15 protein-coding genes and 1 tRNA gene are annotated in these 20,696 nt (G+C 44.4%); 9 read left to right on the forward strand and 7 right to left on the reverse strand.

The annotated features are described in order from the left end of the window. Positions 1–43: 43 nt before the first annotated feature. The 3 genes from rpoD to VC159_RS02510 all read left to right on the forward strand — a co-directional run bounded on the left by rpoD (position 44) and on the right by VC159_RS02510 (position 5,037). On the forward strand, positions 44–2,632 hold the full coding sequence (rpoD, locus tag VC159_RS02500; protein WP_323472614.1) for an RNA polymerase sigma factor RpoD: 2,589 nt from the start codon (positions 44–46) through the stop codon (positions 2,630–2,632). An 810-nt stretch (positions 2,633–3,442) separates the two neighbouring features. Continuing rightward, entirely contained in the window at positions 3,443–4,996 is a 1,554-nt protein-coding gene (gene ggt, locus VC159_RS02505; protein WP_323473551.1) for a gamma-glutamyltransferase, read from the forward strand. Further along, positions 4,953–5,037 (forward strand) — tRNA-Ile (locus VC159_RS02510). The genes ggt and VC159_RS02510 overlap by 44 nt, the downstream gene beginning before the upstream one ends. A gap of 88 nt (positions 5,038–5,125) precedes the next feature. On the opposite strand, the gene VC159_RS02515 is transcribed toward VC159_RS02510, so the two are convergent. Together VC159_RS02515 and VC159_RS02520 are read right to left on the reverse strand one after the other, a co-directional pair. After that, positions 5,126–6,394 (reverse strand): amidohydrolase/deacetylase family metallohydrolase, encoded by a 1,269-nt coding sequence (locus VC159_RS02515; RefSeq protein WP_323472615.1) that lies wholly within the window; start codon positions 6,392–6,394, stop codon positions 5,126–5,128. 25 nt (positions 6,395–6,419) lie between these two features. Then, positions 6,420–7,493 (reverse strand): esterase, encoded by a 1,074-nt coding sequence (locus tag VC159_RS02520; protein ID WP_323472616.1) that lies wholly within the window; start codon positions 7,491–7,493, stop codon positions 6,420–6,422. 231 nt (positions 7,494–7,724) lie between these two features. On the opposite strand from VC159_RS02520, the gene VC159_RS02525 reads away from it, so the two are divergent. Continuing rightward, positions 7,725–9,038 (forward strand): serine hydrolase domain-containing protein, encoded by a 1,314-nt coding sequence (locus tag VC159_RS02525; protein WP_323472617.1) that lies wholly within the window; start codon positions 7,725–7,727, stop codon positions 9,036–9,038. A gap of 304 nt (positions 9,039–9,342) precedes the next feature. Here the strand turns inward: VC159_RS02525 and VC159_RS02530 are convergent, their stop codons facing one another. From VC159_RS02530 to VC159_RS02540, 3 genes are all read right to left on the reverse strand, one after another. Then, positions 9,343–9,738, reverse strand: a complete 396-nt coding sequence (locus VC159_RS02530; protein ID WP_215303353.1) for a hypothetical protein — start codon at positions 9,736–9,738, stop codon at positions 9,343–9,345. Between the two features lie 48 nt (positions 9,739–9,786). Continuing rightward, on the reverse strand, positions 9,787–10,545 hold the full coding sequence (locus VC159_RS02535) for an SDR family oxidoreductase (RefSeq protein WP_215303351.1): 759 nt from the start codon (positions 10,543–10,545) through the stop codon (positions 9,787–9,789). A 78-nt stretch (positions 10,546–10,623) separates the two neighbouring features. Then, positions 10,624–11,088, reverse strand: a complete 465-nt coding sequence (locus tag VC159_RS02540; RefSeq protein WP_215303349.1) for an Lrp/AsnC family transcriptional regulator — start codon at positions 11,086–11,088, stop codon at positions 10,624–10,626. Positions 11,089–11,193: 105 nt separating this feature from the next. On the opposite strand from VC159_RS02540, the gene aceF reads away from it, so the two are divergent. The 5 genes from aceF to VC159_RS02565 all read left to right on the forward strand — a co-directional run bounded on the left by aceF (position 11,194) and on the right by VC159_RS02565 (position 18,836). Beyond that, on the forward strand, positions 11,194–12,522 hold the full coding sequence (gene aceF / locus VC159_RS02545) for a dihydrolipoyllysine-residue acetyltransferase (protein WP_323472618.1): 1,329 nt from the start codon (positions 11,194–11,196) through the stop codon (positions 12,520–12,522). A gap of 33 nt (positions 12,523–12,555) precedes the next feature. After that, entirely contained in the window at positions 12,556–15,198 is a 2,643-nt protein-coding gene (mdeB, locus tag VC159_RS02550) for an alpha-ketoglutarate dehydrogenase (protein WP_323472619.1), read from the forward strand. Positions 15,199–15,233: 35 nt separating this feature from the next. Then, entirely contained in the window at positions 15,234–16,574 is a 1,341-nt protein-coding gene (locus VC159_RS02555) for an NAD(P)H-dependent oxidoreductase (protein ID WP_215303343.1), read from the forward strand. Positions 16,575–16,714: 140 nt separating this feature from the next. Beyond that, complete coding sequence (locus VC159_RS02560) at positions 16,715–17,893, forward strand: ABC transporter substrate-binding protein (RefSeq protein WP_215303340.1); 1,179 nt, start codon at positions 16,715–16,717, stop codon at positions 17,891–17,893. A gap of 79 nt (positions 17,894–17,972) precedes the next feature. Then, on the forward strand, positions 17,973–18,836 hold the full coding sequence (locus VC159_RS02565; RefSeq protein WP_323472620.1) for an alpha/beta hydrolase: 864 nt from the start codon (positions 17,973–17,975) through the stop codon (positions 18,834–18,836). A gap of 15 nt (positions 18,837–18,851) precedes the next feature. Here VC159_RS02565 and VC159_RS02570 read toward each other — a convergent pair whose 3' ends face one another. Both VC159_RS02570 and VC159_RS02575 read right to left on the reverse strand, forming a co-directional pair. After that, positions 18,852–19,721, reverse strand: coding sequence for a DMT family transporter (locus VC159_RS02570; protein WP_215303338.1), 870 nt, complete (start codon positions 19,719–19,721; stop codon positions 18,852–18,854). Then, positions 19,718–20,644 (reverse strand): LysR substrate-binding domain-containing protein, encoded by a 927-nt coding sequence (locus tag VC159_RS02575; RefSeq protein WP_323472621.1) that lies wholly within the window; start codon positions 20,642–20,644, stop codon positions 19,718–19,720. Before VC159_RS02575 ends, VC159_RS02570 begins: the two co-directional genes overlap by 4 nt. Positions 20,645–20,696 lie beyond the last annotated feature (52 nt).

Here is a 20,696-nt window from a genome sequence, read left to right on the forward strand (position 1 = left end):
ATCAGTCGATATCAACAACAGTAATGTGAGTAAGTGCTAATAAATGCCGAATATTAAGACCAAAAAACCAGCTCCAAAAGCGAAAGCTCCAGCTAAACCAGTAAAAGCGGCTGCAAAACCAGCTGCCAAAGCAAAAACCCCGGCTAAGCCAGTAAAGGCTGCCGCAAAACCAGTTTCTAAAGCTAAAGCTCCAGCTAAGCCAGCTCCAAAAGCGAAGGCGCCTGCTAAACCAGTAAAGGCTGCTGCTAAGCCGGCTACTAAAGTAAAGACTCCTGCGAAGCCGGCCCCAAAAGCGAAAGCACCTGCCAAGCCAGTAAAGGCAGCTGCGAAGCCAGCTCCAAAAGTGCCAGCTAAAGCTCCAGCTAAACCAGCAAAAGCTGCTGCGAAGCCAGCAGCAAAAGCGCCAGCAAAGCCAGTTGCTAAAGCCCCCGTAAAGGTTGTAAAGGCAGAAGTCAAAGTTGAGCCAGTTAAAAAGGGTAAAGCTGCGCCTGCACCTAAAGCTGAACCAGCTAAGGCTGTGAAGGAAGCTAAGGAAGCAAAAGAGACAAAAGAAACTAAAGAAACTAAAGGTAAAAAAGCCCAGGTTGCTGAAGTTGAAGTGCCAGCAGTTGAGGAAGAGAAGAAGCGTGGCCGTAAAGCCAAGGCGGATGCTCCTGCAGAAAATGCGGAGCCAGTTTTAACTGATCGTCAAAAAGCGCGTGAGCGTAAAGCTAAGGAGAAGGCGCTCTTAAAAGAATTCGCAGCACAGCAGTTGGGTACTGAAGAGCAGCAAGAGTTACGTCGTGCTCGTTTGAAGACTTTGATCAAGATGGGTATGTCCAAGGGCTATTTAACCCATGGCGAGATGAATGACGTGATGTCTGACGAGTTGTCTGATGCAGACGCATTAGAGACTTTGATCAGCTTGCTCAACGACATCGGTATTACTGTTTACGAACAAGCACCCGATGCTGAAACTTTAATCCTGTCTGACAACACAGAAGCTGCGGCTTCCGAAGAAGAGGCTGAAGAAAAAGCTGAAGCTGCTTTATCTACAGTTGATTCAGAATTCGGACGCACTACCGATCCAGTACGTATGTATATGCGTGAGATGGGTACAGTGGATTTGCTGACTCGCGAAGGCGAGATCGTCATTGCGAAGAAGATCGAGGCCGGCCTTAAAGACATGGTGATGGCTTTGGCTGCTTGCCCTGTAACGATTGCTGAGATCCTTAGCAACGTTGACAAGATTGCTAGTGGCGAGATGGAGATTGACCAGTTTGTTGATGGTTTGGTTGATCCAAACGCAGAAGATATTAAGCTTGGACCTGAAGAGCCAGAAGTTGATCCAGATGCCGAAGAAGGCGATGAAGAAGGCGGCGATGAAGAAGGTGGCGGCGGTGGCGGCGGTGCTGCAACAGCGAATGCTAAGCAATTAGAAGAGTTAAAGCAGATTTCTTTAGAGAAGTTTGCGATCGTTCGCACACAAGCTGACAAGATGCGCCGTGCGTTTGATAAGGATGGCTATAACTGTCCTGCGTATCTGAAGGCACAAGAAGCCATTCGCGCTGAATTACTGGGTTTCCGTTTGACAGCAAAGAGTGTTGAGAAGTTATGCGACACCATGCGCTCCCAAGTAGACCAAGTATGGAAACTTGAGCGTGGCATCGTTAGCTTGTTGGTAGACAAAGTCGGCGTTAATCGTAGCGAAGTATTAAAAGACTTCCCTAAAATGTCTATGAATTTGACTTGGACTGAGAAGTTACTTAAAGAGAACAAGCCTTATAGCGCACTCTTGCAACGTAATGTTCCTGCGATTCAAGAACTTCAGCAGAAGTTGATTGATATTCAGAAGAATGTCGTTATTCCACTTCCAGAATTAAAAGAAGTAAACAAGCAAATGATCGCCGGCGAGAAGCGTGCCCGCGAAGCGAAACGTGAGATGACAGTAGCCAACTTACGTTTGGTAATCTCGATTGCTAAGAAATACACTAACCGTGGCTTGCAGTTCTTGGACTTGATTCAAGAGGGCAACATTGGTTTGATGAAAGCGGTAGATAAGTTTGAATACCGTCGTGGTTATAAGTTCTCTACCTATGCAACATGGTGGATTCGTCAGGCGATTACTCGTTCGATTGCTGACCAGGCTCGTACGATCCGTATCCCTGTTCACATGATTGAGACGATCAACAAGATGAACCGTATCAGCCGTCAGATCTTGCAAGAAACTGGCCATGAGCCAGATGCTGCAACTTTGGCGTTGAAGATGGAGATTCCTGAAGACAAGATTCGCAAGATCATGAAGATTGCTAAAGAGCCTATCTCCATGGAAACACCAATTGGTGATGATGAAGATTCCCATTTGGGCGACTTCATTGAAGACGGCAATACCTTGGCTCCAGCAGAAGCGGCATTACATGACTCTATGCGCGATGTGGTGAAAGACGTTCTCGATTCATTAACGCCGCGTGAAGCAAAAGTATTGCGTATGCGCTTTGGTGTTGAGATGAGCACTGATCACACTCTCGAAGAGGTAGGTAAGCAGTTTGACGTTACACGTGAGCGTATTCGTCAGATCGAAGCTAAGGCCCTGAGAAAAATGCGCCATCCAAGCCGCAGCGACAAACTCAAGACCTTCCTCGAGGAAGATTGATCCAAGACTAACGGGCCCATAGCTCAGTTGGTTAGAGCAGAGGACTCATAAGAAAGAAGCCCTAGGGGTCTTGAAGTTAAGACCTCAATGTATTCAAGAGGTTAGTGGTGAATTAGGCGGTTTAAATTCACTACACACCGCTTACACACCAAAGCAAAAACCGAGGTGTGTAGTAAATGCGGTTTTAGTGTGGTTTTGAAGTAAAAAACACCAGCAGTAAGGTGTGTAGTAAATGTAACGATTAAGGGCCTATAGCTCAGTTGGTTAGAGCAGAGGACTCATAGCGAAAGTTGTGCCTTATGCGTGGAAACTGCATAAGGGATGGTGTCAAATTCGGAGAAAGCTAAATGTAGCCAAAAGCTGCACAAGCTAACGCCGAGCCAAGCTTCAGTATGAAAGTGCTGTTGAAGGTGTAGAGACTAGACGGCACCCACCTAAGTGCGCAAGCATATGGTGAAGGCATAGTCCAGGGAGTAATGAAAATTACACAAACCGGAATCCTTTGGTCCCAGGTTCAAGTCCTGGTGGGCCCACCAGAAATGAAAATACCAACCTTCGGGTTGGCATTTTTTTATGGGTAATAACCATTACTAGGCACCTAATTTTGGTAAATTTGATCTAGGATTGGCAGGCAGTTATACAAATATAAAAAGGGGATAAGTAATGTCTAAAAAGCAATTTGATTTTTCTTCAATATCTCGACGTGGCTTTATGCAATCTGCTGGTGCTGCTGCTTTAGCGCCAGTGATTCCTGACTTTGCATTTGCGCAACCAGTCTCTGGACCTGCTCTCGCGGTTTCGTCCAAAGGTATGGTGACCAGTCCCCATGAATTAGCAACTCAGGCTGGCCTGAAGGTGCTGCAATCAGGTGGAAATGCTATTGAAGCAGTTATAGCTATTTCATCCTGTCTGTCAGTTACATACCCACATTTTTCAGGATATGGTGGTGATGCATTCATGATCATTAGTGATGCCAATGGAAAGGCTCAAACCATTTCAGGAATTGGACAGGCGCCACAAGATATCAGCTCTTACTCGGCAAGTATCCCGGTTCGTGGTCCGAAATCCATGCTAACAAGCGCTGCTTATGTCGACACCTTAGGTAAGGCTTATGAGATTAGCAAAAAAGATCTTAAGGGTCAAAAATCTTGGGCTTCATTACTATCACCCGCTATTAGGCTAGCGAAAGACGGTTTTCCCGTTTCTGCATCAGAAGTCTTCTGGCTCAATTTTCGTCTAAAAGAAATGGGATCATTGCCTGGAGTTGAGTCTGGATACTTGATTGATGGAAAAGTACCAACGGTCGGTCAAATATTTAAGCAGCCCAAACTTGCTAAGACCATTGAAATGATTGCTGAGCGTGGTCATCGTGATTTTTATGAAGGAAAGCTAGCCGCTATTTTGGCTAAGGGTTTAAAAGATGCTGGGTCACCATTAACGGCAAAAGACCTTGCATTAACTCAGGCCCAAATAGAGCCACCTTTAAGTGTTGCGTATCGTGGCGGAACTCTATTGGGTAATCAACCTCCAACTCAGGCAATTACTACTCTAGAGATTATGGGAATTTTAGAGCGATTTGATCTTTCAAAAATTCCTGAGGGAAGCCCAGATTACTATCACTTATTAGTAGAAGCGGTGAAGCTGGCATTCATCGATCGCAATAAATATGTAGCTGATCCAAAATTCGTAGACGTTCCAGCTCAAAGGCTGCTATCTGATGCTTACCTAGATCAGCAAGCCAAGAAGATTCAAATGGAAGCTGCCATGCCCTGGCCATATGTTTATAAAAACGGCGATACGGTATTTTTGGCAGCAGTAGATAGTAAGGGTAACTGTGCTTCCATGCTAACCACTGTTTATTTTGACTGGGGTAGCGGGGTGCAAGTTGGCGATACCGGAATGCTTTGGCACAATCGTGGAGCCTCTTTTAACTTGGATCCAAAGTCACCGAATCGTCTTGAGTCTGGAAAGCGTCCATTCCATACATTAAACCCGGGCATGTATATCAAGGATGGAAAGCCAGTGATTCTTTATGGCACTCAAGGGGCAGATGGTCAACCGCAGACATTAGCAGCTGTACTTACTCGCTTGATCGATTACAAGATGGATCCACTAACAGCTTTAGCTAAACCTCGATTCTTGTTGGGAAAAACTTTCTCAGATACTAGAGATTCTTTAAAGCTTGAAAAAGATGCTGGGCAAGAAGTGTTCGTGGAGCTAGGAAAAAGAGGTCATGAGATGAGTGAGATTGCAGCGCAGAGTCCGCTTGCTGGGCATCCAGGTGCGATAGTGATTGACTATCAAGCCAAGAAGATTACAGGGGCGCATGATCCACGTAGTGATGGAAGAGCGCTAGGAGTTTAATTATCTCTTGGTCCCAGGTTCAAGTCCTGGTGGGCCCACCAGAAAGGAAAATACCAACCTTCGGGTTGGTATTTTTTTGAGCATTACTTTAGGTGCTACTGTAATTTAGTAACTAAATTGTTTTCCAGCCTAAGAGTAGCTAAATGGGGATGGGAAAGGTCTGCCGTAAGGAACTCCCCCTCGAATAGTCTGAAATGGTACAAAGGCCATTTGACCAGGGCGTTTATTGCCTTTAGTGTCTAGCCATTCTGTTGGTTTTTCAATCAAGTCAAATATCGTAATATCAGCACTTGCTCCATTTTTAAGTGTTCCCAATAATGGATCTCGATTGATAATTTTCCCAGGGTGACTTGTTGTCATAGCAATCACTTCATTGACGGTAAACCCAAGAGTCAAAAACTTACTCATTACATTTGGAAGGTAGGGGATGCTAGGGGAGTTACCGCTATAAGCATGAAGATCACTTGAAATAGTGTTTGGAATTAAACCTTGCTGTATTGCTGGCTCAGCGACAGTGAAATCAAAGCTTCCGCCACCATGACCAACATCAATAATAACGCCTCGCTTCTTAGCTTCTAATGCTGCGGCAATGAGCTTGCCGTTTTGTACCGTATTATTACCGGCGCCACTGTAGGCGTGTGTCAAGACATCCCCGGGTCTCAGAGTATCAAGTAGGACACTTAAATCACCAGGCGCATTGCCAATATGACACATGACCCTGGCTCCTTTGACTCCAGAGCGCTCTGCAGCAAGAACGGCTCTTCGAAGAGGTTCAATGCCATTCTCTCCAACCACATCAAGTGATTCTCTAACTTTGATTCCCAAAAGAATGTCAGAATTTTCGTTGAGTGTTCGAGCGGCTAGATCAATATTTGCATATTCAAGATTCTTCATTTCACCAACTGGAAATCCTGCAAGTCCAATGGATGAGATGTGAAGAAAGGCGTACATGCGACTTCTTGCCTGAGCTGCAATGTAATGTTTAAAGGCTGAAAAATTATTCGCACCTGCATCACCTGCGTCTACAAAGGTCGTTGTCCCAGTTAGGTAAACCAACTCATCTGCCGGCAATCCTATTGCGGATGCCTGAGGATAGCAATGTGCATGAAGGTCAATTAGTCCTGGCGTGATAATTTTGCCGCTTGCATTGATGGTTTGCGCCGATTTTTTAGTCAGCTGAGGTTTGATCTCAACAATTTTTTGATTGCGTATTCCAATATCGGCAATTTGGTCAAATTTTTGGGAGGGATCAATAACTCTACCGCCAGTAATTATCAAGTCATACCCATCTATGGGGCCAAGTCCTTGCTGTCCAAATGAATCGATTGGATTGAGCAATAGGGGTGCAGAGGCAATGCCTAAAATATTTTGCAGGATGCTGCGACGCTTTGGGTTCATATTTGTCTCCTGTACCAATCTAAATTTACTGATTCTTTGAAGTAATATGTTTTTCAATCCAGGTGCTAAGTAATGCTGCAAGCTCAATTGAATTGTTATCTTGCATCAACATATGCGTATTTCCTTTTATGCCAATTTCGGGCAGAACGAGTAATTCAACTTTGCCGCCTTGCGCATTGACTTTAGCAACAAACTCTCGGCAGGCTTTTAGTCGTGGAGCCCATCTAGTTGATAGTTCAACAAAATCACCAAACATGATCAGCGAAGGTATTCTTAAGTAAGGTGTCAGATCAGAATCTGCTGAGGGGCATGCTGCCGGCTCAATTGAAATAATTCCGGCAATACCATCGTTACTAATTTTTGCGGAATTAAATGGGAAAATGCCAGATTGTGAATGGCTGATTAATACAGTTTTTTTGAGCTCTTTCGATAGCGTTGACAATGCTATTGGAGTTGCATTGGGATCTCCCATTCCATAGTACCAGTCGGCTACCATCTGTTGCCAAAGGCCCTGTTGGGCGGCAATTGGAAATCTTTGATTCTCAAACGTCTTTGGATATTCAGCGCCAAAGCGAAAGATTTGCCAGGCGCCCTCATGGCTAGCGGCAATTACAGTCGGTAATTTTTCAGGCGGAACTTGATTGGTTTTAACCGCATTTATTTGAGAGGCCGCATTGACTGCAGAGCGGCCACGTCCAACTTGATCAATGACATAAGTTGGAAAGCCCCTCCGGACAAAGTATTCGTTCCATCCCATGCGATTATCTGGAGTTGATTCCCAGGTCTTGCCCGTTAGGCAGCAACCATGTATTAGGACGACGGAGGTCGACTTGGCTTTAACAGGAATTTGATAAGCCACATACATCTGATCTAAAGTGATCGTACCTTCAGAGCCAAAGGCTGGCATGGTTGATAGGGTGTCGGATGTGACGTCTTGACCCCCAACAAAGAAACTTCCCTGCTTATTAATGATGAGAGGTGCTTTTAGAGCTGAATCTGAAAGAGGTGTGATTGGGTGGCTTTGGGAAAATGCGGAATATGTAATAAATGTGCTCGCCATTAATATGAATAAACGTGCCGCATAAACATTGATCTTCATTAAATCTCCTTTTTTAGTTTTAACTTAATTGAATGGTTCCTATATCTGAAACATCCTTATATTTTTTCTTCGCGTTATTACGATATAGCACGTCAGAGGGTTTGGGGTTAGTACTAGTTTATCCATTGAATTGGTAACCGGATATTTTTGTGCGCTGCATTAAATTTATGCTGAGGTTGAAAAATACTACATGCTATTCTTGTTCGAAATTAATACAACAAGGAGACCGACATGCGATATCAAAAAAATCTTATTAATAAGTTACTTGCAGCAAGCTTTTTCATCAGCAACTTAGCGATTGCACAAAACATTCCAACAGCAAAGCCTGAGGATGTTGGTATGTCATCTGCGAGATTAAAAAATGTGAAGGCCTCTTTGCAGGCTGAAGTCGATAAGGGCAATATTCCAGGTGCAGTCGTGATGATCAATCGCAAGGGGAAGTTGGTTTACTCCGAGGTTGTGGGGTATCAAGATAAAAGCGCCAATAAGGCAATGAGTAAGGATTCAATTTTCCGAATTTACTCAATGACTAAGCCGCTTGCTTCAGTTGCCGCTATGATCTTGGTAGAGGAAGGCAAGATGCAGTTGGCCGATCCAATCTCTAAGTTCATGCCTGAGTTTGCCAATATGCAAGTTAGCGTAGGAACAAAAGATAGTGGTGGCAATATGGAATACTCCTTAGTGCCTGCAGCAAAGCCAATCACCGTACAGGATCTATTGCGCCACACATCAGGAATTGGCTACCCAGAAATTACTTCCAATCCCAATATCAAGAAGGCATATACGGATGCTGGTCTTTATGTGGCAGGCGGTACTGACTATGATCAACGTCGTGTAACCCCACAGGAAATGATTGCGGGTATTGCAAAGGCGCCTTTAAGTACGCAGCCTGGTACTAATTGGGAATATGGCATGTCGGTGGACTTATTGGGTCGTGTGGTTGAGGTTGTTTCTGGAAAGCGTTTAGGTGATTTTTTACAGGATCGTGTATTTACACCTTTGCAGATGAAGGACACTGCATTTTCTGTCCCTACGGATAAGAAGTCACGTATTGCTGAGCCTTTTGCTACGGACCCATTTAATAAGGCTCCAATTAAATTGTTGGATGTCACCATCAAACCAAGCAACGACTCTGGTGGCGCAGGAGCAGCGGGTACTGCAGGCGACTACATGAATTTTGCCAGCATGATGCTTAACGGCGGCGAATTAAATGGTCAAAGAATTTTGTCGCCCATGACTGTTAATTTGATGGCATCAGATATGCTGGGTAATAGAACAACCGTTCCGCTTTCGCCTGGTCAATTGCTGATGGGTGTTGATGGCTACACCTTTGGTCTGGGCTTTATGGTTCGCCAAGGACAGGGTCTGGCATCGGTTGATGGCTCTCCTGGTGAATACATGTGGGCTGGAGCGGCAGGCACTTTCTTCTGGATTGATCCAAAAGAGCAATTAGCCGTAGTGGTCATGAGCCAAGTTCCAGGTCCTATTCGTCCTTATTACCGTCGCATGATTAAGCAGCTAGTTTCATCCGCAGTAATTAAGTAAGCTAAGCTTTAACCTAAAACCCTCATCAGAAATGGTGGGGGTTTTGTCATTTGAGCGTTACTTTAAGTAACGCCAGTCTGCTCTCATAATCAGAGAACCTAAACTTAAGCTAATGCTCGGAATAATCTTGGTTTGCGGGGGAAATAATTTGTTTTTATCTTTTTGGGATATTAGGGCACAATAGAGGCATAGTCTCCAGCTAGTTTCAAATTTATACCCGTCTACGAAGTCGGGTATTTTTTTGAGTATTACTTTAAGGAATGGCCCTGAAGAATGATGTGAACAAAAGGGGTCCTTATGTCATCTATGTTTGGGGAACCAGTATTAACCACTTTGCAGTTGCGCCATCGCAGGAAAGAGTATTGCTTTCATCAAAGTAATATTTAATTGGAAATTCTGGGGGCACGGTAAATAATTTCGGAAAATAGCCTAGACTTGCTTTTATATTTGATATCGTAGTTTTTAACTGTGTTTCAAAGCTTTTTCTGTAAACGACGTTTTCTGATACATCCCAGGCATTAAGATCTTTTTTAACATTCGCGCAAAATTCTTCCTCTATTGTTTCATTTACTGCAGTTTGCCAAGTAGCATTTATGCGCCCCTCAGGTTTAAATTTATGCGCATAAAGTAATAGTGAAGCAAAAAATACAAGACTTAAGATCGGTATTAATTGATGAGGGCGAAATGGAGGATTAAACAATTTTATTTTGATCTATCAATTAAATGCATAATTCAAAAGGGCATTTGCTTAACCTCTACCAACAAAAGGCATATTCGTAGCCATGATGGTCATATTGAGAATATTGCTCTCCAATGGCAGTTGAGCCATATGTAACACTGCTTGGCCAACATGATCAACATCCATGCGTGGCTCAATCTTAATAGATTGATCTGCCTGAATGATGCCAGCAGCCATTCTTTCGGTCATTTCAGTGGCTGCGTTTCCAATATCAATTTGTCCACAAGCAATATTAAAAGGACGTCCATCGAGTGCGATGGTTTTGGTTAGGCCGCTGATCGCATGTTTGGTTGCTGTGTAAGGTGCTGACATTGGTCTGGGAGCATGGGCAGAGATTGAACCATTATTAATAATTCTGCCACCTTGTGGGGACTGAGATTTCATCATACGAATTGCTTCTTGCGAGCATAAGAATACACCACAAAGATTGGCATTGACTACATTCATCCACTGCTCGTAAGTCAAATCTTCCATCGGAATAGCAGGGGCACCAATACCGGCATTATTAAAAAGTACATCTATACGACCAAACTTTTCTTTGAGTGCCGTAAAGAGTTTTTTCACCTGTTCTGGTTTACCTACATCGCAGGCAACCGCTAGGCAGTTCTCTGATGTGCCGCCAATATCGCTAATAGCTTTTTGCAGCTTATCGAGATTGCGCCCAGTGAGCACTACCTGGTAACCACCTCTGAGAAGAGCTTTAGCAGCTGCTCTTCCGATTCCGATGCCCGCTCCGGTAACGAGGGCTACTTTATTATTTTGGCTCATAGGTATCTTTCTAAATTTTGTCTCTAAATTGAATATTGCAAGTCTACGCTAAATGGAATAACGAGTTTTGCACTCAACTTACTTAGGGAGTGGTAAAGCGGTTTTATACCGCACTTGTTTCAGGGCAAAGCTCGAGCGAATTTTTTCAATGCCGGCAATGGGTGTTAGTTGTTCCAAAATAAATTTTTCGAGGGCATCCATATCAGCAACTGCGACGCGGATGAGATAGTCGCTATCTCCGGTCATGAGGTAGCATTCCATGACCTCATCATGTTCGGAAATACGCTTCTCAAATTCGGCTAAAGCCTCTTTGGATTGCTCCTTCAGGCTGATGGAGATAAAAACATTCAGACCAAGTCCGAGAACTTTTGGGTCTGCCAGGGCTACATAGTTCCTGATAACCCCCTTATCTTTTAGGGCCTTGACCCGCATCAGGCAGGGGGAGGGTGACAGGTGAACCCGCTTAGCCAGCTCTACATTGCTGTGAGAGCTGTCGTTTTGCAATTCATTCAATATTCTGATATCTATCGTATCTAGTTTCATAAAATTCCTTAATATTGATATGTATCAGCATATTATGCTGAAAATTAAGATTTTAAGCCAATAATTAGCATCCTATTTTGGTGGGATTATTCCAAAATAACTTCCATGTTTACTTTTGATGCTTTTTGGGGGAGGGCTTTGGCTATTGAGGTTGTTGTTCCTGATATCGGGGACTATCAAAATATTCCCGTGATTGAGGTCTTGGTGCGGGTTGGCGATCAAGTTCAGAAGGAGCAATCCATTCTCACGCTGGAGTCTGATAAGGCCACCATGGATGTGCCTTCTTCTCATGCCGGCATTGTTAAGGAAATCAAAGTCAAGATAGGGGATCTGCTTTCTCAAGGGGGTCCAGTAATTATTCTTGAGGAAGCTGAAGAAAAAGCGGATGTAGCGGGCGATGTTCAAAAAATTGAATCGACCACAATAGAGATCATCAATAAGGCTAAAGCCATTGAGGCACCTGTAATAAAGTCATCGGAGGCCATTCCTCGTCTGGATGTAAAACAAAATCTTGACGGACGTAAAACCTGGGCAAGTCCTTCTGCGCGAAAATTTGCTCGCGAATTTGGTGTTGATATTCAAAAAGTTTCTGGAACTGGCTTAAAGGGTCGGATTACCAAAGAAGATATTCAGCAATTCATTAAGAGCACGATGACATCTATGGTCTTAGTATCTGAGCGTCCTAACTCCGGGAGTTTGGGCTTTGATATTCTGCCGTGGCCTAAAGTAGACTTTGCTAAGTTTGGTGAGATTGAGCGCCAGCCACGGACACGTATTCAAAAGGTTTCTGCAGCAAATCTAGCCCGAAACTGGGTCATGATTCCGGCGGTGACGTATCACGATGACGCTGATATCACTGATTTGGAGGCATTTCGTACTCGCCTTAACTCAGACTCTAAAAAAGATGGGGTCAGGATCACGCTATTGGCGTTCTTAATTAAAGCTGCAGTAGCCGCATTAAAAAAATATCCCACATTCAATTCTTCCCTTGACGGCGAAGATCTTATCCTCAAAAAATATTTCCATATTGGTTTTGCAGTAGATACTGATGCGGGCTTGGTGGTACCAGTGATTCGTAATGTAGATCAAAAAGGTATTTTGGAAATTGCGGAAGAAACAGCTGCTCTAGCTAAGCTAGCTCGGGAAGGCAATTTAAAACCAGATCAGATGCAGGGCGCAAGCTTCACGATTTCTTCATTAGGTGGTATTGGCGGCACTTATTGTGCGCCCATCATTAATGCTCCTGAGGTAGCCATTCTGGCAGTAAACAAGTCTGCTATGAAGCCAGTTTGGAATGGCGACCAATTTGCACCTCGTCTAATATGCCCTCTATCAATGACGGCAGATCATCGCGTAATTGATGGTGCGTTGGCAACCCATTTCACCACCTATCTTGCTCAATTATTGGCTGATTTTCGTAAAGTAGTTTTGTAGAGCCAGAACAACGATGATCCAAAGGAAATTTTCATGAACGCGCCTGACATCAAGAAGTGCTTAAGCCTTGAGCACATCGATAGGGATCCCGCAGAAACTGCCGAGTGGAATGAGGCGTTTATGGATTTGCTTGCGTCTGGTGATAGTGAGCGTGCTAAATTTATTTTAGATAATTTAGTAAAGCTGGCCAATAAAAATCAGATTAATTGGGTTCCTGATTTGGTTACCCCTTATATCAATTCCATTCCTGTTGATGAGCAGCCAGAATTCCCTGGAGATTTGGCAACAGAAGAAAAATTGGCATCATTGATGCGTTGGAATGCTCTGGCTATGGTAGCTAAAGCGAATGAAGCTTATGGTGAACTTGGTGGACACATAGCTAGTTATGCGAGTGCCGCAGACTTATTTGAGGTGGGTTTTAATCACTTTTTCCGCGCTCGAACAGAAGGTGGGAATGCAAAAGAGCGTGGCGATTTAGTTTTCTTCCAGCCGCATAGTGCACCGGGCGTATATGCGCGTGCCTATTTAGAGGGTAGGCTAACTGAAAATGATTTAGCCCATTACAGACGTGAGATTACTGCGCCGGATTCTGGTGCGAGAGGTTTATCAAGTTACCCCCATCCATGGCTCATGCCTGATTTTTGGCAGTTTCCAACGGGATCCATGGGTATTGGTCCGATTAGCTCAATCTATCATGCCCGTTTTATGCGTTATCTCACTGATCGTAAGTTATTAGACTGCACCACCAGAAAGGTATGGGGGGTATTTGGTGATGGTGAGATGGACGAACCGGAAAGTATGAGTGCGCTCACTTTGGCTTCGCGAGAAAAACTGGATAACTTGGTTTGGGTTGTCAATTGCAACTTGCAGCGTTTGGATGGGCCAGTGCGCGGTAATGGCAGAATCATTGATGAACTCGAAAAACTGTTCCGTGGTTCAGGTTGGAACGTGATTAAGTTGGTTTGGGGTAGTGATTGGGATGGTTTATTTGCTAGAGATACTACGGGGGCTTTAGTCAAGGCCTTTGCACAAACGGTTGACGGTCAAATGCAAACCTTTGCCGCAAAAGATGGCAGTTTTAACCGTAAAAACTTTTTTGGTCAGAATGAAGAGCTTTCCCGCCTAGCGCAGGGTATGACCGATGAGCAGATTGATCGACTCAAGCGTGGCGGCCATGATTTGGTCAAGATCTATGCCGCCTATCATGCAGCCGCTAACCATGTAGGGCAGCCCACCGTGATCTTGGCCCATACCAAAAAGGGTTACGGTATGGGTAACGCAGGTCAAGGAAAGATGACCACTCATAGTCAAAAGAAGCTCGACGATGAAGCTTTGATTGAATATCGCAATCGCTTTAATTTGCCATTGACTGATGAGCAGGCTACTAGCTTGGCATTCTTTAAGCCAGAAGAAAGTAGCCATGAAATGCAGTACCTAAAACAACAGCGTACGCAGTTGGGCGGTCAATTGCCAAAGCGATATTCCACTTGCGATCAGTTAAATATCCCCGATATTAATTCTTATGCTGCTTTTGCACTTAAGGCAGAAGATAAGGAGATGTCTACTACGATGGCATTTGTGCGCATGCTTGGTAATTTGCTCAAAGACAAAGGGCTAGGTCCGCGGGTTGTGCCGATTGTTGCGGATGAGGCGCGCACCTTTGGTATGGCTAATTTATTTAAACAGGTTGGCATTTACTCCAGCGTAGGCCAACGCTATGAGCCAGAAGATATTGGCTCCGTGCTGAGCTACCGCGAAGCATTGGATGGTCAAATCCTAGAGGAGGGTATTAGTGAAGCGGGTGCCATTGCTAGCTGGACAGCAGCCGCAACGAGCTACAGTGTTCACGGCACGGCCATGTTGCCGTTCTATATCTATTACTCGATGTTTGGTTTCCAAAGAATTGGCGATGCTATCTGGGCAGCGGCAGATCAACGTGCACGGGGATTTTTATTGGGCGCAACATCTGGTAGGACTACCTTAGGTGGCGAAGGCCTGCAACATCAAGATGGCAGCAGTCAACTGGTTGCAGGCACTATTCCAAACTGCAAAGCTTATGATCCAGCCTTTGCTGGAGAGTTGGCGGTGATTTTGGGTCAAGGTATGCGAGATATGTTGGTAGATCAAAAAGATTTGTTTTACTACATCACGCTGATGAATGAAAACTATGCACAACCAGATTTACCTACCAATGCGGCAGAAGGCGTCATTCGTGGTTGTTATAAATTAAAGACAGTGAAAGCTAAAAATGATGATAACAAGCAGTGTGTAAGTTTGTTAGGTTCTGGTGCCATCATGACTGAAGTATTGAAGGCTGCAGATGCATTAGCCAATGCTGGCATTGGCGTCGATATTTTTAGTGTGACTAGCTGGAGCGAACTTTCCAGAGATGGTAAGGCTCAAGAGCAGGCAAAGCTTTCGGGCGGGAATGGTGTTGAGTTACCGTTTATAACCCAAGTACTTGCTCAAGCGCGAGGCCCCATTATTGCTGCTACTGATTATGTGCATGCGCTACCGGAAAGTATTCGCGCTTATATTCCTGAGGGTAGGGGGTATATTACCCTCGGTACCGATGGTTTTGGTAGGAGCGATACTCGAGCTGCATTGCGAGAATATTTTGGTGTTAATGCAGATAATATCGCCAAGGTAGCGAAAGAAGCCTTAAAAAATAAATAAAACATTTACTATAAAAAAGAACTGGAGATTTTTAGATGTCCCTTATTCAAAAGCTCAAAGCGCGTGGAGAAAATAACAACCCCGTACGAGTGGGCATCATTGGTGCTGGCAAATTTGGTTCCATGTATCTCTCCCAAGCGCCGCGGACTCCAGGCATTCATTTGATTGCTGTGGCTGACTTATCGCCTGTCCGCGCAAAAGAATCTCTTGCTAGGGTGGGGTGGGATGCGCCTCGTTATAGCGCAACTTCATTACAAGATGCAGCCAGGTCGGGAGCTACATTTGTTACTGATGATGCTGACAAGATGATTGCCAGCGAATTCATCGACATTGTGATTGATGCTACTGGTAGTCCGGCAGCAGGCATTCGACATGCATTGCTCTGCTTTGAGAATCGCAAACACGTCATCATGGTGAATGTAGAGGCTGATGTATTGGCCGGCCCATTATTGGCTCGCAAAGCTGCAGAAGCGGGTGTAATTTATTCCATGGCTTCTGGCGATCAACCTGCTCTCATCGCTGAGCTGGTGGATTGGGCCAGAACTATTGGCATGGAAGTGGTATGCGCAGGCAAAGGGACTAAATATTTGCCGATCTATCATCAGTCCACCCCAGATACGGTATGGGGTCACTACGGGTTTTCTGAAGAACAGGTCGCCGGCGGTGACTTTAATGCCCAAATGTTTAATTCATTTTTAGATGGCACTAAATCTGCACTGGAAATGGCTGCAGTATCGAATGGTTGCGACCTTACTCCCCCCAGCAATGGTTTAGTGTTCCCGCCTTGTGGCGTGGATGATCTACCTCATATTTTCCGCCCAGTATCTGAGGGTGGCATTCTGACGCAAAAGGGCACGGTTGAAGTTACTTCTTCTGTAGAGAGAGATGGTCGACCAGTATTTCGCGACCTGCGTTGGGGTGTGTATGTCGTTTTTGAGGCACCAAGTCAGTATGTAATGGATTGTTTTTCGCAATATGGCTTAAAAACGGATAGCACCGGTAAATATGCAGCAATGTATAAACCGTACCATTTAATCGGTTTGGAATTGGGTACGTCTGTTGCGAGCATTGCAGTTCGTGGAGAGGCTACTGGAGCTACCGGTGACTGGAGGGGTGATGTAGTTGCCACCGCTAAACGAGCTCTGAAGACGGGCGAGAAATTGGATGGTGAAGGTGGTTTTACTGTTTATGGAAAGCTCATGACAACGGCTGATTCACTGAAGCTGGGCGCTCTCCCAATTGGGCTAGCACATAGCATGGTTCTTAATAAGGATATTCCTGCAGGCAAACCTGTCTGTTGGAGTGATGTTGATTATGACAGCACTAAGCAAGCGATTGCGTTCCGTCGAGAGATGGAAAAAGTATTTAGTAAATAGTATTTGTATTTTTCAGTTCGGATTAGCGTAATCCCTAGCTCAATAAGTTTTTTTGTTTTTGTATTGCCTGTAGTATGTATTTCACTAATGATAGTAACAAAGATAGTTGTGTTAATTACAACATTAAATTAGGAGACAGTATGAAGATTCGTCATCACATCTATGCAGCAGCAGTTATCGGAATGCTTACAACCAGTGCTTATGCTGAAGATATTATTCTTGGAGTGCAAGGTCCTTATACGGGTGGTTCATCTTCAATGGGTGTCAGTAACCGCGCTGGCATCAAAATTGCAGTCAATGAAATTAATGCTGCCGGTGGAGTTATTGGCAAGAAAATTGTTTTGGTCGAAAGGGATGATGAGGCAAAGAATGAGCGCGGCGTTCAAATTGCGCAAGAATTTATTAACAATGCAAAGGTTGTGGGGGTTTTAGGGTTTGTGAATACTGGGGTGGTTTTGGCTTCTTCGCGCTTTTATCAGGATGCAAAAATTCCTGTGATTGGAATGCCATCCGGATCAGTTGTAACCCAACAATTTCCTAATGCTCCTGAAAATTATATTTTCCGCATTGCTGCTAGGGATAGTCTCCAAGCTCCTATGATCGCTAAAGAGGCCATAGAAAAGCGTGGATTCAAGAAGGTGGCCATTCTGGCTGACTCTACTAATTACGGCCAGTTAGGACGTGAAGACATGGAAAAAGCGCTTAAGGCCTATGGTGTTACTCCGGTTGCAGTCGAGAAGTTCAACATTGGTGATGTGGATATGACTTCTCAGATACTCTCAGCAAAAAATGCTGGCGCAGAAGCTATCCTGACTTATGGAATTGGCCCTGAGTTAGCTCAAATTGCTAATGGTATGGGAAAGTTAGGCTGGAAAAAACCTATTATTGGTAGCTGGACCCTGTCTATGTCTAGCTTTATCGATACAGCTGGTAAAAATGGTGATGGTGCAGTGATGCCTCAGACCTTTATTCAGATCGGCAATACGCCTAAGCGTCAGGCCTTTATTGATGCTTACTTAAAAGAGTTCAAACCTAAAAATGGGTTAATGCCTTCGGCAGTTTCTGCTGCACAAGGTTACGATTCTGTTTATATCTTGGCGGCTGCTATCAAACAGGCTAAAAGCACTGAAGGCCCAAAAGTATTGGCGGCGTTACAAAATCTTAATGAGCCTGTACCTGGTGTGATTACCACTTATGTTAAACCTTATAGTGCCACTGACCACGAAGCAATTGAGGCTAAGGATGTTGTGATGGGTGTTATTGAAAATGGGCGCGTTCAATATCTTAATGCAGAGGATGCTAAGACTAAAAAGATGTAATGCGCTCAAACTGATATGCTTTTTAAAGAGACGCCGCTTCGAAGCGGTGTCTTGCTTTTAATTACCAACAGATCACACTATGACTATTAAATATAGTGAAGCTAACGGTATCAAATTCGCGTACCACGAAGAGGGCCAAGGCCCCTTGATAGTATTGCTACATGGTTTCCCTGATATTGCGAGCACTTGGAGTCATCAAGTACCCGCTTTAGTTGCGCAAGGCTATCGAGTAGTAACGCCTTATTTGCGTGGTTATGCGCCTACTGAAATTCCTCAAGATGGCTTCTATGACAAAGCGACTTTAGTAGAAGATATTGCCGCTTTCATTAATGGGCTTTCTGGTGGAGAGCCGGTTTATTTAGTGGGTCAAGATTGGGGTGCGATCATTGCCTATGCATTACTGGCAGCATATCCAGAATTGATTACCCGGGCTGTAGTCATGGCGGTCCCCCACCCGGGTCAAGTCACCGAGAGTTTAGTCAATCCGAAACATATTCATCGATCGTTTCATTGGTGGTTCTTTCAACTGGCCGATCTTCCAGAAAAAGCGATCCTCGCAAACAATCAAGCATTTATTGATTATCTTTGGGCTTATTGGACCATTCCAAGTCACCGTGATGAACAGCATATTCAGGCAGTGAAAAAAACGCTAGAAAAGCCAGGGGTGCTTGCAGCCACATTGGCTTATTACCGCGCGATGTTTGACCCTGCTAAAGCCGATCCCAATCTTGCTGCTGTCAGAGAAAAAATGGCGCGTCCAATCAAGGTTCCTACATTAGCCCTTTGCGGACGAGAGGACCTAAGAGCAGAGCTCATGCTAGAGCAGTCGCAGTATTTCACGGGCGAATATGACTTTCAGCTAGTCGATAATGCAGGTCATTTTTTACATCGCGAGCAGCCTGAGGCGGTCACTAAACTCATCATTAGCTGGTTAAAGAAATAGCCGAACTCTTTTTTATTAAGTCTTATTGGGATCCTCAGCGCCTGCAGAGTGATGATTCCAGATGAGCCAAATACCTGAAGCGGCGATGAGAACCATGCCGAGCGCACTGAGGCCATCTGGAAGCTGTCCAAAAATGAGATAGCCATATCCAACCGCCCAGATTAATTGCAAGAAAACCAGCGGGGTGAGTTTGTAAGGCCGCATTTGATAGAAGGCGAGTACAACCAGTAAATGTGCAAATCCACCCAACAAGCCTAGCAATCCAAATAAGGCATATTCGTAGATGGGCAAAACAGGGAGTGGATCCGCATAGGGGAGTAAGGCAGTTGAGGCTATCAAGCCAACGATACCGCTATAAAAAAAGGTGGTGTATGCAGAATCTTGAGTGAGTTTGCGTGTATAGAGCTGGAAAATAGCGTTCAAAAATGCCATCATGACAAGTAGCAAAGCAGCTAAATGAAAAATAGCCGACCCCGGCCTAGCAATAAAGAGGATTCCCAAGAACCCGACCCCAGCTATTAGCCATTCTTTCAAGCCAACACGCTCACCTAAAATTGAGCCCGATAGAATTGCCACCCAAATTGGCGCGGTGAAAGTAATAGAGGATGCTTCTGCTAATGGTAGCCAATTTAATCCCGCAAAAAATAAGGTGGCAGTAGCCACTAATAAGCAAGACCTAAATAACTGTAAGCCTAAATGACGAGTACGCCAAAAATTCTTACCTAAGAAGTACCATGCAATCGGAGCTGCGAGTAAGAGCTGACCAAAAAATCGAGACCATACCACTGCAATGAGATTGGTATCCTGAACGAGAATCTTAGCAATAGCATCTACACTAGAAAAGCAAATTCCACTTAATATAAACAAGAATATTGGTGAATTCACTCCGTAGCTACTCCTGCCTTAGTGCAAATCCATTCTTTAAAAAGTTTAATTTTGTGATTGTTCTTGGTATTGGATTTAAAAGAGAGAAAATGGGTTCTATCCATTGTTGGTAGAAAAACCCCTGCGCCAATTTCTACTAACTCTCCACGTGAAATTTCTCTTTCTGCAAAGCGGATGCTTTCTAGTACAACTCCGATGCCGTCTACAGCGGCTGATACTGAGAGGGCCGCACGATCGAAGGCGATTTTTCTAGTTGAGGGATTTTTGAGGTGATTGATTTTAAACCACTGCTCCCAACTATGGTGATTCAGTGAGGATTCGATGAGCGTTAATTTGCTCATCAATTCCTCAACAGGAATATTCGGATCAATCAAATCTGGGGAACAAAGTGGTGTAATTTTTTCTTCGCCCAGGGAAAGCGAGGTTACTCCGGGACCCTCATGAGAAAATTGATAAGAGATGGCGATATCAATTTCTTGATTGCGCAATAAATCAATATGGTCGGCACCAGAAGTTAATCGAATGGTGATGTCGGGATTATCTTTAATAAACTCCGGCAGTCTGGGGCTTAACCACTTTGCAGCAAAACTGGGTGAGCAGTGCAAGGCAAGAATTTGCGAACTGGGCGCAAGAGTGACTTCATTGCAGGCCGCTTCAATGACATCAAAAACTCTTGAGAGTGAATCTAATAGTCGACGACCTTCTGCTGTGGGTGCTACCCTGCGGTTCTGACGTAAAAATAATGATTTACCAAAATAGTCCTCAAGCTCACGAATCTGATGACTGATGGCAGACTGTGTCAGATGCAGTTCTTTTGCCGCCAGCGTAAAGCTTTCTAGCCGTGCAGCCGCCTCAAAAGCCCTCAATAAGACATAGTTAGGAATATTTCTCATGTAAATATAATATACATGATTATTATTCATCTATCTATGAATAGTTATCGTTTGTCAAAACGCTCAAAAAAGCCCATGATCG

This window comes from Polynucleobacter sp. JS-JIR-II-c23 (assembly GCF_035011225.1).
In the GTDB taxonomy this organism is placed as follows: Bacteria; Pseudomonadota; Gammaproteobacteria; order Burkholderiales; family Burkholderiaceae; genus Polynucleobacter.

Bases quoted from the DNA above. Each gene is read 5' to 3' on its own strand.
- ggt (WP_323473551.1), top strand. From the start codon at position 3,443: ATGGTGACCAGTCCCCATGAATTAGCAACTCAGGCTGGCCTGAAGGTG.
- VC159_RS02515 (WP_323472615.1), bottom strand. From the start codon at position 6,394: ATGAACCCAAAGCGTCGCAGCATCCTGCAAAATATTTTAGGCATTGCC.
- mdeB (WP_323472619.1), top strand. From the start codon at position 12,556: ATGAACGCGCCTGACATCAAGAAGTGCTTAAGCCTTGAGCACATCGAT.
- rpoD (WP_323472614.1), top strand. From the start codon at position 44: ATGCCGAATATTAAGACCAAAAAACCAGCTCCAAAAGCGAAAGCTCCA.
- VC159_RS02560 (WP_215303340.1), top strand. From the start codon at position 16,715: ATGAAGATTCGTCATCACATCTATGCAGCAGCAGTTATCGGAATGCTT.
- VC159_RS02520 (WP_323472616.1), bottom strand. From the start codon at position 7,493: ATGAAGATCAATGTTTATGCGGCACGTTTATTCATATTAATGGCGAGC.
- VC159_RS02535 (WP_215303351.1), bottom strand. From the start codon at position 10,545: ATGAGCCAAAATAATAAAGTAGCCCTCGTTACCGGAGCGGGCATCGGA.
- VC159_RS02575 (WP_323472621.1), bottom strand. From the start codon at position 20,644: ATGAATAATAATCATGTATATTATATTTACATGAGAAATATTCCTAAC.
- VC159_RS02540 (WP_215303349.1), bottom strand. From the start codon at position 11,088: ATGAAACTAGATACGATAGATATCAGAATATTGAATGAATTGCAAAAC.
- VC159_RS02555 (WP_215303343.1), top strand. From the start codon at position 15,234: ATGTCCCTTATTCAAAAGCTCAAAGCGCGTGGAGAAAATAACAACCCC.
- aceF (WP_323472618.1), top strand. From the start codon at position 11,194: ATGTTTACTTTTGATGCTTTTTGGGGGAGGGCTTTGGCTATTGAGGTT.
- VC159_RS02525 (WP_323472617.1), top strand. From the start codon at position 7,725: ATGCGATATCAAAAAAATCTTATTAATAAGTTACTTGCAGCAAGCTTT.
- VC159_RS02565 (WP_323472620.1), top strand. From the start codon at position 17,973: ATGACTATTAAATATAGTGAAGCTAACGGTATCAAATTCGCGTACCAC.